This window comes from Roseivivax sediminis, assembly GCF_900112685.1.
In the GTDB taxonomy this organism is placed as follows: Bacteria; Pseudomonadota; Alphaproteobacteria; order Rhodobacterales; family Rhodobacteraceae; genus Roseivivax; species Roseivivax sediminis.
On the sequence record NZ_FOMS01000021.1, the window covers coordinates 38,046 to 50,887 of the forward strand.

At 61.0% G+C, this 12,842-nt stretch carries 18 protein-coding genes and 1 pseudogene; 11 read left to right on the forward strand and 8 right to left on the reverse strand.

Annotated features, from left to right (window positions below):
- The first annotated feature begins 206 nt into the window (after window positions 1–206).
- Together F3H57_RS21205 and F3H57_RS21210 are read left to right on the forward strand one after the other, a co-directional pair.
- Window positions 207–803, forward strand: a complete 597-nt coding sequence (locus F3H57_RS21205; RefSeq protein WP_223163187.1) for a tyrosine-type recombinase/integrase — start codon at window positions 207–209, stop codon at window positions 801–803.
- Window positions 804–805: 2 nt separating this feature from the next.
- Window positions 806–1,021 carry a WGR domain-containing protein gene (locus tag F3H57_RS21210; RefSeq protein ID WP_149758805.1) on the forward strand — a complete coding sequence of 72 codons (216 nt, stop codon included), beginning with the start codon at window positions 806–808 and terminating at the stop codon, window positions 1,019–1,021.
- Between the two features lie 28 nt (window positions 1,022–1,049).
- Here the strand turns inward: F3H57_RS21210 and F3H57_RS21215 are convergent, their stop codons facing one another.
- From F3H57_RS21215 to F3H57_RS21230, 4 genes are all read right to left on the reverse strand, one after another.
- Complete coding sequence (locus F3H57_RS21215; RefSeq protein ID WP_223163188.1) at window positions 1,050–1,370, reverse strand: hypothetical protein; 321 nt, start codon at window positions 1,368–1,370, stop codon at window positions 1,050–1,052.
- 565 nt (window positions 1,371–1,935) lie between these two features.
- Window positions 1,936–2,406 (reverse strand): SRPBCC domain-containing protein, encoded by a 471-nt coding sequence (locus tag F3H57_RS21220; RefSeq protein ID WP_149758807.1) that lies wholly within the window; start codon window positions 2,404–2,406, stop codon window positions 1,936–1,938.
- Window positions 2,406–2,744 (reverse strand): ArsR/SmtB family transcription factor, encoded by a 339-nt coding sequence (locus F3H57_RS21225; protein WP_149758808.1) that lies wholly within the window; start codon window positions 2,742–2,744, stop codon window positions 2,406–2,408. The genes F3H57_RS21220 and F3H57_RS21225 overlap by 1 nt, the downstream gene beginning before the upstream one ends.
- On the reverse strand, window positions 2,741–3,427 hold the full coding sequence (locus F3H57_RS21230) for a glutathione S-transferase family protein (RefSeq protein WP_149758810.1): 687 nt from the start codon (window positions 3,425–3,427) through the stop codon (window positions 2,741–2,743). Before F3H57_RS21230 ends, F3H57_RS21225 begins: the two co-directional genes overlap by 4 nt.
- A gap of 134 nt (window positions 3,428–3,561) precedes the next feature.
- Here F3H57_RS21230 and F3H57_RS21235 point away from each other — a divergent pair, with 134 nt between their 5' ends.
- The 5 genes from F3H57_RS21235 to F3H57_RS21255 all read left to right on the forward strand — a co-directional run bounded on the left by F3H57_RS21235 (window position 3,562) and on the right by F3H57_RS21255 (window position 6,602).
- Window positions 3,562–4,260, forward strand: coding sequence for a dihydrofolate reductase family protein (locus F3H57_RS21235; RefSeq protein WP_223163189.1), 699 nt, complete (start codon window positions 3,562–3,564; stop codon window positions 4,258–4,260).
- Window positions 4,261–4,271: 11 nt separating this feature from the next.
- On the forward strand, window positions 4,272–4,643 hold the full coding sequence (locus tag F3H57_RS21240; RefSeq protein ID WP_149758812.1) for an ArsR/SmtB family transcription factor: 372 nt from the start codon (window positions 4,272–4,274) through the stop codon (window positions 4,641–4,643).
- Window positions 4,624–5,097 (forward strand): SRPBCC family protein, encoded by a 474-nt coding sequence (locus F3H57_RS21245; protein WP_149758814.1) that lies wholly within the window; start codon window positions 4,624–4,626, stop codon window positions 5,095–5,097. Before F3H57_RS21240 ends, F3H57_RS21245 begins: the two co-directional genes overlap by 20 nt.
- A gap of 152 nt (window positions 5,098–5,249) precedes the next feature.
- Window positions 5,250–5,762, forward strand: coding sequence for a GNAT family N-acetyltransferase (locus tag F3H57_RS21250; protein ID WP_149758816.1), 513 nt, complete (start codon window positions 5,250–5,252; stop codon window positions 5,760–5,762).
- Between the two features lie 207 nt (window positions 5,763–5,969).
- The gene (locus F3H57_RS21255; protein WP_149758817.1) at window positions 5,970–6,602 is read left to right on the forward strand and encodes a tyrosine-type recombinase/integrase; all 633 of its coding nucleotides are present in this window, start codon (window positions 5,970–5,972) and stop codon (window positions 6,600–6,602) included.
- A 279-nt stretch (window positions 6,603–6,881) separates the two neighbouring features.
- Here F3H57_RS21255 and F3H57_RS21260 read toward each other — a convergent pair whose 3' ends face one another.
- Together F3H57_RS21260 and F3H57_RS21265 are read right to left on the reverse strand one after the other, a co-directional pair.
- Window positions 6,882–8,315, reverse strand: a complete 1,434-nt coding sequence (locus F3H57_RS21260; RefSeq protein ID WP_223163190.1) for a multicopper oxidase family protein — start codon at window positions 8,313–8,315, stop codon at window positions 6,882–6,884.
- A gap of 177 nt (window positions 8,316–8,492) precedes the next feature.
- A complete protein-coding gene (locus F3H57_RS21265) occupies window positions 8,493–8,837 on the reverse strand; it encodes an ArsR/SmtB family transcription factor (RefSeq protein ID WP_043847344.1) in 345 nt (114 codons plus the stop codon).
- A gap of 56 nt (window positions 8,838–8,893) precedes the next feature.
- Here F3H57_RS21265 and F3H57_RS21270 point away from each other — a divergent pair, with 56 nt between their 5' ends.
- The 3 genes from F3H57_RS21270 to F3H57_RS21280 are packed head-to-tail and all read left to right on the forward strand — an operon-like array spanning window position 8,894 to window position 11,496.
- Entirely contained in the window at window positions 8,894–9,748 is an 855-nt protein-coding gene (locus F3H57_RS21270) for a cation transporter (protein WP_149758821.1), read from the forward strand.
- On the forward strand, window positions 9,745–10,245 hold the full coding sequence (lspA, locus tag F3H57_RS21275) for a signal peptidase II (RefSeq protein WP_043847342.1): 501 nt from the start codon (window positions 9,745–9,747) through the stop codon (window positions 10,243–10,245). The genes F3H57_RS21270 and lspA overlap by 4 nt, the downstream gene beginning before the upstream one ends.
- Before the next feature lie 3 nt (window positions 10,246–10,248).
- Window positions 10,249–11,496 carry a cytochrome P450 gene (locus tag F3H57_RS21280; protein ID WP_149758823.1) on the forward strand — a complete coding sequence of 416 codons (1,248 nt, stop codon included), beginning with the start codon at window positions 10,249–10,251 and terminating at the stop codon, window positions 11,494–11,496.
- Here F3H57_RS21280 and F3H57_RS21285 read toward each other — a convergent pair.
- Together F3H57_RS21285 and F3H57_RS21290 are read right to left on the reverse strand one after the other, a co-directional pair.
- Window positions 11,480–12,139 carry a cation diffusion facilitator family transporter gene (locus F3H57_RS21285; RefSeq protein WP_081749901.1) on the reverse strand — a complete coding sequence of 220 codons (660 nt, stop codon included), beginning with the start codon at window positions 12,137–12,139 and terminating at the stop codon, window positions 11,480–11,482. The genes F3H57_RS21280 and F3H57_RS21285 overlap by 17 nt on opposite strands.
- A gap of 44 nt (window positions 12,140–12,183) precedes the next feature.
- Window positions 12,184–12,471 (reverse strand): annotated as a pseudogene (locus F3H57_RS21290) (cytochrome c biogenesis protein CcdA); the annotation flags it as partial.
- Between the two features lie 50 nt (window positions 12,472–12,521).
- Here F3H57_RS21290 and F3H57_RS21295 point away from each other — a divergent pair.
- Window positions 12,522–12,839 (forward strand): transposase, encoded by a 318-nt coding sequence (locus tag F3H57_RS21295; protein WP_121166685.1) that lies wholly within the window; start codon window positions 12,522–12,524, stop codon window positions 12,837–12,839.
- The last annotated feature ends 3 nt before the right edge of the window (window positions 12,840–12,842 follow it).

Genomic DNA, 12,842 nt, shown 5'->3' on the forward strand with positions numbered 1-12,842 from the left:
GTCGCCCCCCGTGCGGGGGCGTGGATCGAAAAGACGCCATCGCAGTGTTCGGTACGGTCGCAACGCTGCCATCGTGCGCAATACTTAACACTATTGGCAATAGTGTTAAGTGCCCCACGTCCGATCCCGGCCCCGGGCCGGGCAGGGGAGGCCGATTTCGCTTGGGCCGTTAACGGCTGTCCTGTAAACTGTTAAACATGCCCGGAATGCGCCTCCACGACCCAACCGGCAACCGCCTCTATCTGAACGCCGAGGAGCGCGCTGCCTTCCTCGCGGTGGCCCGCCGGCAGCCAGCCCGCGACCGGACCCTCTGCGAGACGCTGCACTATACCGGGTGTCGCCCGTCCGAGCTGTTGGAGATCACCCCGGCCAGGGTCGACCTCTCAGGCGGCACGATCACCATTCGCAGCCTGAAGAAGCGCAAGGATGCCTCCGGACGCTCCAAGGTGGCCTACAGGGCCGTGCCGGTGCCGCCGGATTACCTGGACACCCTGAACACCGCCCACGGCATCCGCGAGGCCCAGAAATCCCGGCGCCGAGCCGCGGCGCCCATCTGGCCGCTCAGCCGCGTGCGGGTCTGGCAGGTCGTCAAACGCATCATGATCGAGGCCGGTATCCCGGACGCGCCGCACCGGAGCCCCAAGGGCCTGCGCCACGGCTTCGGCGTCAACGCGACGGTCCAGGGCGTCCCGCTGCACATGCTGAGCAAGTGGATGGGCCACGCCCAGCTCAGCACCACGGCGATCTACGCCGATGCCGTGGGCAAGGAGGAGCAGGACATCGCGGCCAGGATGTGGGGGTAGATATGGACCTGACCAGGAGCGATCGCGAAGCCAACCTTCATCGCTACTACCGGATGGAGATCGTCCCCGGCCTCTTCGGGGAGTGGGGCCTGGTTCGGGAGTGGGGTCGGATCGGGTGGCCCGGCCAGATGCGCACCGACTGGTACGCCACTGAAGCCGCGGCCAAGGATGCCCGCTTCAATCTGCACATGGCCAAGGCGAAGCGCGGCTACCAGTAGCGGTTTGACAGCAAGGCGCGCCGTTCACTCATGACGCGGTCGGTTCGCCATCGTCGGACATGAAGGCCACGGGTCCGACCTTGCGTATTGCTGTCTGCGCCGCGGCAAGGGCGTCAAGGTCCGACGCGAAGTCCGTCGTCCATATGTGGGCACCGCCGACCTCGTCCACGACCTCGAGCGTCCAGGTGGCATCGCCGTCCAGCCGATAGATGAAGACATCGAAGACGAACCCATCGACATAGACCGCCTGCGATAGGCTCGAGTCGACGACTTTCGCAGCACCGTCCATCACCAAACCTTCCGTGCGCTGCCTGCGGAACGACCAAAACCGTGTCAGAGCCGTCAGCATTCTGCACGGGGGTCCGTCACTGCCAACCTGGTGATCCGTCGCAGATGACAGGGAAAAGTCGAAAACGGCCGTTTTTGACCGAACGGTTCTGGCGAGGGCTTTCTGTCCGAGACCGGTCGTTCAGGCCCCCGGCGGCGAATGGCTGTAGAGAGCCCGTTGCGGAAGTGTCAAATTCTCGCTGCGCGCGCTCGCAGCGGCACCTTTGCTGTGACGCGGCAAATCTTTATGCCGCATCGCAGCTGTGGATCCGGTCGTTCGTGCGCCGCGCAGCGAAACCCTCGGGAGCAGCGACCGCAGCGCGGGACTTTTCTGCCGTTCACATTTCTTCCCATGCAGGTGCAGAATGTTTACCCATGCGTTCGCGGTTGACACGTCATACCGTTCCGCTGCGCAACGCGGATCACCGAATCCGACATTCACGGTAGTCCCGAAGACGAGATCCATACCGATCGTTCGCAGCAACCAATCGCGGCGATGCCGATGCGAACTAGGTGAACGCAGGACTGATGACCGGCTTCCGGACATTTGACGGGAGCCGACGACCTCCCGGAAGCCAACCATACTATCAACTTGTGTCCTGCAGATAATCCGTCATCGCTTCCTGGAGACGGGCAAAGCCGATTCCTGTGCCGGCCTCCCTTGCGTCTCCGTCGGTCGCGCTTGTGAAGACAGCTTGTTCGGTGAAGGTCATCATGGTTTTTTCATTCTGGCCATCGAACTCGACAGTGACGAGTGAGGATGAAATCGGATTGCCATTGGTGCGCATCGTGTATGCATAGACGATGCGTTGGCGGGGGTGCACTTCAAGAAAGTGGGCCAGCATAGCCTGTTCGGTGCCGTCCGGCATGCGCCAGATCAAGTTTTCGTATCCATCGACGCGGAAATCGAAGCGATCCTTGATGACGGTCCAATCAGGATGGCAACTGCTCCAGCGGCGCTTGAGTTCGTGGTCCGACCAGAATCGAAAAGCGTGGGCAACTTTGCCGGGAAGCTCACGCTCGATGACGAAGCTGCGGTGGTCGACATTAATACCCATCAGTTCTCCTTCTCCTCAGGCACTTCGGCCATGACAAATGCCAAGCGGTCGAAGGCAGCATTCATGTCGCGCTGGCGCTGCTCTATCCAGTTGTTCATGGTATTGAAGGCATCGGGCCGCATGCGATAGGTGCGCACGCGGCCGATCTTTTCGCTGACGACAATCCCACCGTCTTCGAGCACCCGAAGGTGCTTGAGCACCGCCGGCAGTTGAACGTCAGCCGGGGCTGCCAGCTCCTTGACCGAAGCCGGGCCCTTGGAGAGCCGTTCGATGAAGCCACGCCGGTAGGGGTCCGCCATGGCTTGGAAATAGCGGTCGATGTTTTCTGTCTCGGTCATACCATAGGTTCCAGAAAACGGGCGGGCATCGCGTCGCGGTAGGGAAACAGGTGGAAGTATGGCTGCGCCTCGGCGACCACACGTTGCACCGACGGCCGCGCCAGCAGACGCTCGAAGTATTCCAGCGTTCGCTGCCTGCCTTCGTCATTCGGATGCACGACAGACCCAAAGAACAGCGCTGGCAGCGCCGAACAATCCGCCATGGTGAACGTCTCTCCTGTGATCCAGCTGCGTCCCTCTAGCTGTCCCTCGATCATGTCATAGGCCGTCTCCAACGTCGCATGCGCCTCGGCGACGCCGTGGGGGTCGGTGGCGCCTTCGGGACGAATACGGTCGCCCACGATCTTTTGCATCGGCACACTGACATAAAGATCAAAAAAGCGATCCCACAGGCGAGCATCGAGCTGTTGCTCCGCCTCGGTCGGTATCAACTGGACCGGGCCGGGATAATGCTGCTGGAGATACTCGATTATGATGCTGGTTTCAGCGACCAACCTGTTGCCGGTGCTGTCATGCAATACAGGGATTTTGCCCACCGGCCAGCGCTCGATGTGCGATGCAGCGGATCCGGGGTTCGAAAAATCGACGACGCTGGGTTCAAAAGCCGTGCCGTTCTCATGAAGGGCGATGAGAACCTTGTGGCAGAACGATGCGAGTGGGTGGAGGTAGAGCGTGAGAGTCATGTTTGAGTCCATTAGTTTCCGCTTTAGGAAACCAATAAGTCGGATCTCACACGATTTCAATAACAGTTTCCGCTCATGGAAACTTATGTGATTGACGCCTCAAGGCCAATACTTTTCCCTTGAGAGAAGTATCTATGTCTGATAGTTGGCCTGTCGGGAAACTATCAGGCGTGGAGGCCAAAGTGCGCGTTGTTATTCTGAATTTCCTATCTCTCGACGGCGTCTATCAGGGCCCGGGGTCGCCGGACGAGGATAGGTCAGATGGATTTGAGCGGGGTGGTTGGTTTGTGCCCTTTGTCGATGCGTCTCTGGAAAAGAGAGTGGAGGAATGGGCGGCTTCTGCGACCGGATTTCTGTTCGGAAGACGGACCTATGAAGAATTTTCCGCTATCTGGCCGACCATAACCGATCCAGCCGATCGCAACGCTGCTCGACTCAACTCGCTTCCCAAATATGTGGCGGCTACCTCTCCCGTGGATGCCACCTGGGGGCCAGCAACGGTCTTCGACCACGATGTTGAAGCCGCAGTCGCCGCGTTGAAACAGGATGGCAAGGGCGAACTTCAGGTACACGGCAGCGGTCGATTGGGCCGGTCCCTCTTGGCCGCCAACCTGGTCGACGAACTGCGTATCGCGATAGCTCCGGTGATTGTGGGTCAGGGGCGAAAGCTATTTGGCGACACGCAAGCGCCATCAGGTTTCAACCTGCTATCAGAGGAACGGACTCCCTCGGGCCTCATCATGTGCCGTTTTGAGAATACCGGCGCTCGAACCGCCGGAACATATGTACGCGGGCAAACCAATCTATCGGTTACCAGCGCTACGGGCGATTGAGGATCAAAGAAATGCTACCAACCGCCCAGCAACAGCCCGATGGACTCAGTACAATCTTTTTGGCACTCGCCGATCCTACCCGCCGCGCAGTCATTGCGCGACTTGGGCAGGGACCGGCCAGCGTTAGCGAACTCGCAAGTCCCTTCGACATGGGACTGCCATCGTTCATGAAGCACATTCGGCTTCTCGAGAACAGCGGGATGATCCGGACCCAAAAGGCGGGGCGAACTCGCACTTGTGTGATCGATGGTCCAGGGCTTTCGAATGCCGAGCGGTGGCTTGCCGAGCAGCGGAGAGTTTGGGAAGCGCAGGCCGATCGGCTGGAGGGGTTTGTAATGCAGGAACAGGAAGAGGAGGCCAATAATGCAAACCGTGACCGCTAAACTCGATCTCGAGGTTTCCAGGATTATCAAGGCGCCGCGAGACCGGGTCTGGAATGCCTGGGCGGACCCCGAACGCCTGGCCCAATGGTGGATACCGCGTCCCTTGACCTGCCGCGTCGTCAGCCTGGACGTTCAACCAGGTGGAGCGTTCGTCACCGAAATGAGCGAGGATGGCGGGCCCTTCGTGCCGCACCTGTCAGCTTGCTTTCTCGACGTGCGTCCCAAGGAACGCATCGTCTACACGAACGCGCTGACCGGTGGTTGGCGACCTGCCACAAATGGCTTTGTGACGGCAATCATTACCCTTGCCGACCACCCAGATGGCACGCACTACCGCGCCCAAGCCCTGCACAAAAGTCGTGCAGACCGCGAGAAACATGAAGAACTGGGGTTTCACGACGGCTGGGGCACTGTCGTGGCGCAGCTCGCGGAACTCGTTGAAGCCAAAACCTAATGATGCGCGGAAAGGTATCGACGACACGCAGCTGAGGGCTCCCAGCCGACCTCCGGCACGGCTCTCCGGAGCTACAGTATGTGGACCGAGCGGACATTAGAAACTATGAGCCGACCAATTAGCGGTCTTCAGTGATTGGATAGCTACAAGGAATGGGGACGACGATTGAACAGTCATACGTCTACCGAACTCTGACTGGTGACGATAGCCCGTCATGGGCAGCTCTGCGCCAGGAGGGAGCACGTGACTTCCCACTCGGTTTCCTCTTCACCGCCGAGGAAGCTGCGACCATGACCAGCGACGAAGCCCGGTCCATCCTCAATAACGGTAACACGCGAGGTGTTTTCGACGCGTCGTCCATGATCGGATATTGCGGCTTGCAAATGGAGACGCTCAAGCAGACACGCCATCGGGCCGAGATTGGACCCTTCTATGTGACTTCTACCTATCAGGGGCGCGGAGCAGCCCGAGTACTAATGGATGGGGTCATAGGCGAGGCGCGCACGCGAGGCATCGAACAACTCGAACTGTTCGTTGAGGTCGGCAATACTCGAGCACTCGCATTCTACGAGAGGTTTGGCTTCGAGCGTATTTCAGTCCATCCGGACGGCTTTCGGATAGGCGGTAAACCTCGGGACGCATACTTTTGTATTCTGCGCATCTGAGGCAAGATGCATGGTCTTCACGCTCCCAATTTCGTGGCATAAGCTGCGATCTAGAATGGAAAGTAAGGGCTCGGAGCCGACCTGCGGCAGCGCGGCGTAGGAGCGTCGGCGGTCAACTTCGTCACCGGTCGTTCACGATCTCGCTTACTATCACGGGGTCACGCGATGTCGACGCTTGGGCCGGGAGGGACGGATGGAGGACGTCTCATGTCCAAGATCCAGCTCCCTGTCACCAAGCCGAAGCGCCGCCCCTGGAACCGCGGCCGGCTCGTCGGTCAGAAACGGCCTCTGCTGCCGAAACAGGTTTGGGCGATCCGCGCACGCCTCGAACTCTCCGGCAACCTGCGCGATCTCGCGCTATTCAACCTGGCCATCGACAGCAAGCTGCGCGGCTGTGACCTCGTCAGGCTCAAGGTCGCCGATCTCGTCGTCGGCGGTTGCGTGCGCGAACGCGTCTCCGTCATCCAGAGCAAAACGCAGCGCCCCGTCCAGTTCGAAGTCACGGAAAACACACGTGCTTCGATCTCGGCCTGGGTGGCGCGGCCGGAAATGATCGGCATCGCCTTCCTGTTCCCGAGCCGGTTTCACGACAGACCGCACATCTCCACGCGGCAGTACGCGCGGCTCGTTCGGGATTGGGTGACGGCGATCGGTCTCGAACCGAGCGGCTATGGCACGCACTCGCTGAGGCGCACCAAGGCGGCGCAGATCTATCGAAAGACAGGTAATCTTCGCGCCGTCCAGCTCCTGCTTGGCCACACCAAGGTCGACAGCACCGTCCGATATCTGGGCGTGGAACTCGAGGATGCCCTCAGCATCGCCGAGTCGGTCGACATCTGACAATCTTGGCGAACGGCGTATGCCGTTCGCCATCCGAGACCGGACGCGCCGCAGCGGGCCCACCAACGCTGGCTCAGAGCCCTCACCGACCAATGATGCGGAGCGACTGAACGGCCGCTTCGGCGGACCCGCAGCTTAGCGAGATGTTTTCCGTTCGGGTCTAGACGTAATCCGCGATACGTTTCAACAAGGCGGCACCGGCACCTGATAGAACGCTGCAAGAAGACGTTAGCTCTCGATAACGCCCATGTGAAACGGTGTCAGGCAGGTGGGGTTCTTTTATGTAACTGTGAACTGCCCCATCATGCCCACATCCTCGTGTTCGAGGATGTGGCAGTGATACATGAATGGTGTCTCTTCCGAGGCCAGCTTGTCGAACCTCAGCAGGATTTCGGTCGGACCCTGCACACGAACGACATCTTTCCAACCGATCCGTGCCGAGTCGACCGGCCGCCCGTTCTGCCTCACGACCCGAAAGGAAGTCCCGTGAACGTGGAACGTGTGCCGCATCATCATATCGGTATTAATGCGCCAAAGCTCGGTTTCGCCTGCGCGGATGGTCTCATCAATGCGGTCCATGACGTAAGGTTCGCCGTTGATCCCCATCATCTGACCGTCGCCACCCATCATGCCGCCGCGCATCATGCCCCTAGTGTGCATGTTGAGGGTGAAATCGCGCCTGCGGACCGGATCGCCGAGTGCAGGGGCATCCGAAGGCAGCGAGGTGGGCAGGCGGGTGGGGCCGGCGGGCGCAGCTTCGCCCACATCAAAGGACATGATTTCAAGCGGCGTACCACTGTTTCCACCCATCCCCATCATCATACCGCGGTCGCCCATCCTACCGCGATCTCCCATCATGCCTCTATCGCCCATCATCATGGAGCCGCCCCCGTCACCCATCATGCCCCCGTTCATCATGCCACCCATCCCGATGTCGCGCGAGACGAGAGAAACAGGTGACCGGTCCGAGAAATCGACCACGATCTCGGCCCGTTCGGCGCCGTCAAGTTGGAGGCTGGCCATGGCAAGCGGGCGGTCCAGAAGGCCGCCATCGCTCGCGACCTGGTGGAACTGCCTGCCATCGGTGAAACGGAAATCATACACGCGTGCATTCGAAGCGTTCAGGATACGCAGACGCACCAGACCCGCCGGAACTGTAAGCTTGGGACGGACCACACCGTTGACGAGGATCTGGTCCCCCCGAAACCCGTGCATCCGATCCATCATGCCGAGACCATAGATCATACGGCCTGACCGGTCGAAGCGGCGATCCTGCACGATGAGTGGAAAATCGTTTACGCCGTAGTCGTGCGGCAGAGGGTCCTTGATGCCGGGGTCGTCGATGATGATCATGCCCGCCAGCCCGCGATAGACCTGCGGGCCTGTGCGCCCGTGAATATGGCTGTGGTAAAACAGCGTCGCCGCCGGGTGATCGATCGGCAGCTCCGGCGCCCAGGTCTCGCCCGGGCCGAAAGCAAGTTGCGGCCCACCGTCGAGATAGCCCGGCACGTGCATGCCGTGCCAGTGAGCCGTGATCGGTTCATCGAGACGGTTCGTGACACTTATGTTTGCGATGCGCCCGCGCCGGAACCGCAGCAGCGGTCCTAGGTATTCTTGCGAGTACCCCCAGGTTTCCGACGCCGCACCTGCGATGAAGTCACGTGTTCCGCGTATCGCATCGAGTGCGTTGCCTGCGCCGGGGGCGATGTCCATGACTTCCGGTATCAGCAAGGGCGCGCCGGGCTCGGCGGCCCACGCCCGGCTGATATTCAGTGCAGGGGTCGCGAGGGAGGCTGCGGCGAGGCTAAGAAACTCTCGGCGTCTCACAGTGATACCCTGTCACTGGAAGGGTTGCGTCGTTCCCAACGGAGTCCGTTTAACTTCAATCTCTTATGCCCCACGATAGTTGTCACACGCCTCAACACCCTCTGCAACCACGTCGAGAAGTGCGTCCACATCGCTCAGAAGGACCGTGATGCGCGGGCTGCTGATACGGTAGCGGATGAAGCGCCCATCGCGGTCGCTCGCGACAAGCCCGCAGTCCAGCAGGCATCTGAGGTGGTTGGAGACGTTGGGTTGCGATAGTTCCGTCCGCTCGACGAGCTCGTGGACGGCCAATGGCCCGTTGCAAAGTGCACCGAGGATGGCCAGGCGGCTCGGGTCCGCGAAGCCGCGGAACAGCTTCGCCCGTCGCTCGATGGTCGCACTCTTGCGGTCATCGACGATTTGCACCATATCATTCCCCGCTGATATGTCGTTCTTCAATCGATCCTAACAGGAATAGCGCGACCATGGCCAACACCGAAAGTGCCGGATCGACGGCAGATGCCCCGCCCGTCCGTTACCGGGTTTCCGGTATGGACTGCGCGAAGGATGCCGCGCAGATCGAGCGGGCGGCGCACTCGGCCGGAGTCGCACCTGACGATGTGAAGGTGTCGGCGGCGACCCACATCATGACACTGAACGCCCCCGAAGCGCGCCTGCCTGACATCGAAGAGGCCGTTGCCGTGACCGGCTACGGCTTCGACAGGATTGAGGGCGATGGAGACATTCCGCCGAACCCGGCCCATCAGGACCCCGCCTACAGGCGCGCCCTCTGGATCGTCGTGATCCTGAACGTTGGATACGGGGTCATCGAAATGATCGGCGGTTTCATTTCCGGATCGCAGGCCGTGAAGGCCGATGCGCTCGATTTCATCGGTGATGGCGCGATCACCTTCCTCGGTCTGCTGGCCATCGGCTGGAGTCTCGCCTGGCGGGCGCGGTCGGCCCTGATCCAAGGCATTTTCCTCGGGCTCCTCGGTCTTGGCGTTCTCGGCACGACCATCGTCCGGGTCTTCGAACAAACGACGCCGGATGCGGCTCTCATGGGCCTGCTCGGCATGATCGCCCTTGTCGTCAACGTCGTCTCCGTTCTGCCGCTTCTGCGGTTCCGCAAGGGCGACGCGAACATGCGGGCAGTCTGGCTCTTCTCGCGCAACGACGCCATCGGCAACGCGGCCGTCGTTATCGCGGCGGGCCTTGTATGGTGGCTGGGAAGTTCGTGGCCAGACCTCATCGTCGCTTTTGGCATCGCAGGGCTGTTCCTGCATTCGTCCTGGTCAATCATCCGCGACGCGCGGGCCGATCTGAAGACGGCGGCATGAACGGCCGCGTTCTGGGCGCGATCTGCGCCGTCACGGCGTTCGGTCTCGATCAGGGCACCAAGGCGCTTGCCCTGAACACCCCGGCGCTTGAGCGCGGCGTCGAGGTTCTGCCCTTCCTCAATCTCGTGCGGGTTCTGAACGATGGGGTCAGCTTCGGTATGCTCGGCGGAGTCGTGCCATGGTGGGGTCTCATCGCACTTGCTGCCGTGATCGTGGCTTGGCTGCTGATCTGGTTGTGGCGCGCGCCGGACAGGCTGACGGCCGCCGCCCTCGGTCTGATCATCGGCGGTGCGCTCGGCAATGTTCTCGACCGCGTGCGCTATCAGGCCGTTCCGGACTTTCTCGACTTCCATTACGGGTCATACCACTGGCCGTCCTTCAACCTTGCGGATGTTGCGATCTTCTGTGGCGCGGCCCTGCTATTCCGGGACAGCTTTCGGTCGGCGAAGATCAAACCCGGACAGAACCACCGCAAAGAGAGCGCTACGGGGAAGTAATCAATGTCCAGCATTCCATCCTCAAAAGGCTTCGACAGCACCCTCTCTCTGTTGAGCAATCCGTATGGGTTCATCGCGGAAACCTGCCACGCGCTCCACACAGACCTGTTCGAAACCCGCATCCTCTTTCAAAAGACGATCTGCATGACAGGCGCCGCAGCAGCGGAGGTCTTCTATTCTGAGGATGGGCTCGTGCGCGCAGGCTCGATGCCGAAGCGTATCCAGAAAACCCTGCTCGGCGAAAAGGGCATCCAGGGGCTCGATGGCGAGGCCCACCGTCATCGGAAGCAGATGTTCATGTCACTCATGGCGTCGGAGCGGATCGAAGCTCTCGAAAACACGACGCGGGACCTGTTGGACCGCTACGCACGGGACTGGGAAGCGGCGGACGAGGTCGTTCTCTACGACCAAGCGCGCGAAATCCTCACCAGAATCGCCTGCGACTGGTCGGGCGTGCCGCTTCCCGAAGCAGAGGTGGAGACGCGGACGGCGCAGATGACGGCGCTTTTCCAGGACGCCGGGGCCGTCGGCTGGAAGCATTGGGGCGCGCGTCTGGCGCGGCATCGCGCAGAGCGTTGGGCGGCCGGGATTATCGAACGGGTGCGCGACGGAAGCCTTCAGACAAGACAGGAAAGCGCAGCCCATGTCGTCGCGACCTGGCGCGACCTGAACGGGGAGCTGCTGACTTCCAAAGTGGCCGCCGTGGAGCTTCTGAACGTCGTACGCCCGATCGTCGCGGTCTCGGCGTTCATCGCCCAGGCTGCGCATGCCCTGCATCGGCATCCGGAGTGGCGGCAAAAGCTGAAGGACGACGAGGGACAGTTCGAACCTTTCGTGCAAGAGGTCCGGCGGTTCTATCCGTTCTTTCCCGCGGTCGCAGCACGGGTGAAGAGGGATTTCGAGTGGCGCGGATATCGCTTCCCCGAAGGGTACAGGGTTCTGCTCGACCTCTACGGCACGAATACCGACGCTCGTTCGTGGGACGCGCCGCAAGAGTTCCGGCCCGAGCGGTTTCAGGATCGGGAAGACAACCCCTACGACTTCATTCCGCAGGGCGGTGGTGATCACCACAAGAACCACCGTTGTCCTGGCGAGTGGATCGCGATCAGCCAGATGAAGGCGTTTTGCAGTTTCTTGGTGAACGCCATCGACTTCGAAGTGCCGGATCAGGTTCTGGATCTGGAAACCGGAGAACTGCCACCCATGCCTAAATCCCGGTTCATCATGCGCAACGTCAGGCGTCGGCAGTAGCTTCGGCCTCGTCCGGATCGACCGACCGCGCATCTTTGGTGGCCTCGAACGCCTCCCACGCAACGTAGGGCACGATCAGAAGCGCCGCGACCGGATCAACCCACCACCAGCCCATCCATTGCGTCAGACCGATCCCCGCCAACACCACGATTGTCTGATACTGGCAGATCATGGTGTCCTTGGCATCGTATTTCAGGGCGGGTGCATCGAGCCGCTTGCCGTAGCGATACTTGCCCCAAGCGAGGAACGGGTTGACCACGAGCGAAGCACACAGGATTGCGATACCCCACCAATTGAAGCCCGGTGCCTCCTGCGAGATGAACGCGGATACCGCCTCGTAGAGGATCGCCGCGACGACGATCCAGAAAGCACAGGCGACCACGTAGAGCGCGACCTTCTTGCGATGCAGGACCGTGCGCTTGTCGCCACCGTCCTTTTCACCCTTCAAGCGCCAGATCAGCGTCGCAGCCGAAGTAGCCTCGACCGTGCTGTCGAGACCCCAGCTCACCAGCGCCGCGCTTCCGGTCAGAAGTCCTACGGTGACGGATACGACGACCTCGATCACGTTGTAGACGAGGCTGGCGATCTCGACGCGGATGCCGCGCTTGAGATTGGTCTGCCGGTTATCTTGGTTTTTTGCCATCTTGGACTCTCGACGCCGTAAATGTTCCGAATGTTGGATTGTGTTCATCCGATCCGCCCAAGGACCGGGAAGGTGTCCAGCAGCCAGTAGGCCAAGGCGCTCAAACGACCGGTCATCATCGCCAAGCCCATCAGGATCATGATGCCGCCCGCAGCCTGATGCAGGCGCCGACCCCAACGACCGATGCCGCGCAGCCTGCCGGCAATACTGTCGGTGAACCCCGCGACGACCAGAAACGGAATCCCAAGGCCGGCCGAGTAGACGGCAAGCAGTGCGACGCCCTCGCCAATCGTCGCGCTCGTCGCGCTGGCGGTCAGGATGGCGCCGAGGATCTGTATCGACCCAGTGAAAACCTGCTCATGCTACAACGAGGAAGGTAGCGATGAGTGTGACGATGGAAGATGGGATCAAGCGATGGACCGCGAAACGCAAGAGCGCGCTCGTGGTGGAGATCATCCAGGGCAAGACGAGCGTGTCGGAGGCAAGCCGCGCCCACGATCTCGCGCCGTCCGAGATCGAGGGCTGGGTCGATGACGCGAAGAAGGGCATGGAGAACGCGCTGCGGACGAACCCGCTCGATGTGCGCCAGCAATACGAGAAGCAGCTGAAGGACCTACAGGAAGCCTACGGCGAAGCCATGCTGGAGCTCCGGGCGCGAAAAAAGCTCCAGGCCCTCATGGAGCGGGAGGACGGCAATTGATCC

Excerpts from the sequence above, each read along its gene's own strand:
- F3H57_RS21270 (WP_149758821.1), top strand. The coding sequence starts at position 8,894 with ATGGCCAACACCGAAAGTGCCGGATCGACGGCAGATGCCCCGCCCGTC.
- F3H57_RS21295 (WP_121166685.1), top strand. The coding sequence starts at position 12,522 with ATGAGTGTGACGATGGAAGATGGGATCAAGCGATGGACCGCGAAACGC.
- F3H57_RS21280 (WP_149758823.1), top strand. The coding sequence starts at position 10,249 with ATGTCCAGCATTCCATCCTCAAAAGGCTTCGACAGCACCCTCTCTCTG.
- F3H57_RS21230 (WP_149758810.1), bottom strand. The coding sequence starts at position 3,427 with ATGACTCTCACGCTCTACCTCCACCCACTCGCATCGTTCTGCCACAAG.
- F3H57_RS21250 (WP_149758816.1), top strand. The coding sequence starts at position 5,250 with ATGGGGACGACGATTGAACAGTCATACGTCTACCGAACTCTGACTGGT.
- F3H57_RS21205 (WP_223163187.1), top strand. The coding sequence starts at position 207 with ATGCGCCTCCACGACCCAACCGGCAACCGCCTCTATCTGAACGCCGAG.
- F3H57_RS21210 (WP_149758805.1), top strand. The coding sequence starts at position 806 with ATGGACCTGACCAGGAGCGATCGCGAAGCCAACCTTCATCGCTACTAC.
- F3H57_RS21285 (WP_081749901.1), bottom strand. The coding sequence starts at position 12,139 with ATGGCAAAAAACCAAGATAACCGGCAGACCAATCTCAAGCGCGGCATC.
- lspA (WP_043847342.1), top strand. The coding sequence starts at position 9,745 with ATGAACGGCCGCGTTCTGGGCGCGATCTGCGCCGTCACGGCGTTCGGT.
- F3H57_RS21265 (WP_043847344.1), bottom strand. The coding sequence starts at position 8,837 with ATGGTGCAAATCGTCGATGACCGCAAGAGTGCGACCATCGAGCGACGG.
- F3H57_RS21240 (WP_149758812.1), top strand. The coding sequence starts at position 4,272 with ATGCTACCAACCGCCCAGCAACAGCCCGATGGACTCAGTACAATCTTT.
- F3H57_RS21245 (WP_149758814.1), top strand. The coding sequence starts at position 4,624 with ATGCAAACCGTGACCGCTAAACTCGATCTCGAGGTTTCCAGGATTATC.
- F3H57_RS21220 (WP_149758807.1), bottom strand. The coding sequence starts at position 2,406 with ATGGGTATTAATGTCGACCACCGCAGCTTCGTCATCGAGCGTGAGCTT.
- F3H57_RS21215 (WP_223163188.1), bottom strand. The coding sequence starts at position 1,370 with ATGCTGACGGCTCTGACACGGTTTTGGTCGTTCCGCAGGCAGCGCACG.
- F3H57_RS21260 (WP_223163190.1), bottom strand. The coding sequence starts at position 8,315 with ATGGACATCGCCCCCGGCGCAGGCAACGCACTCGATGCGATACGCGGA.
- F3H57_RS21255 (WP_149758817.1), top strand. The coding sequence starts at position 5,970 with ATGTCCAAGATCCAGCTCCCTGTCACCAAGCCGAAGCGCCGCCCCTGG.
- F3H57_RS21235 (WP_223163189.1), top strand. The coding sequence starts at position 3,562 with ATGTCTGATAGTTGGCCTGTCGGGAAACTATCAGGCGTGGAGGCCAAA.
- F3H57_RS21225 (WP_149758808.1), bottom strand. The coding sequence starts at position 2,744 with ATGACCGAGACAGAAAACATCGACCGCTATTTCCAAGCCATGGCGGAC.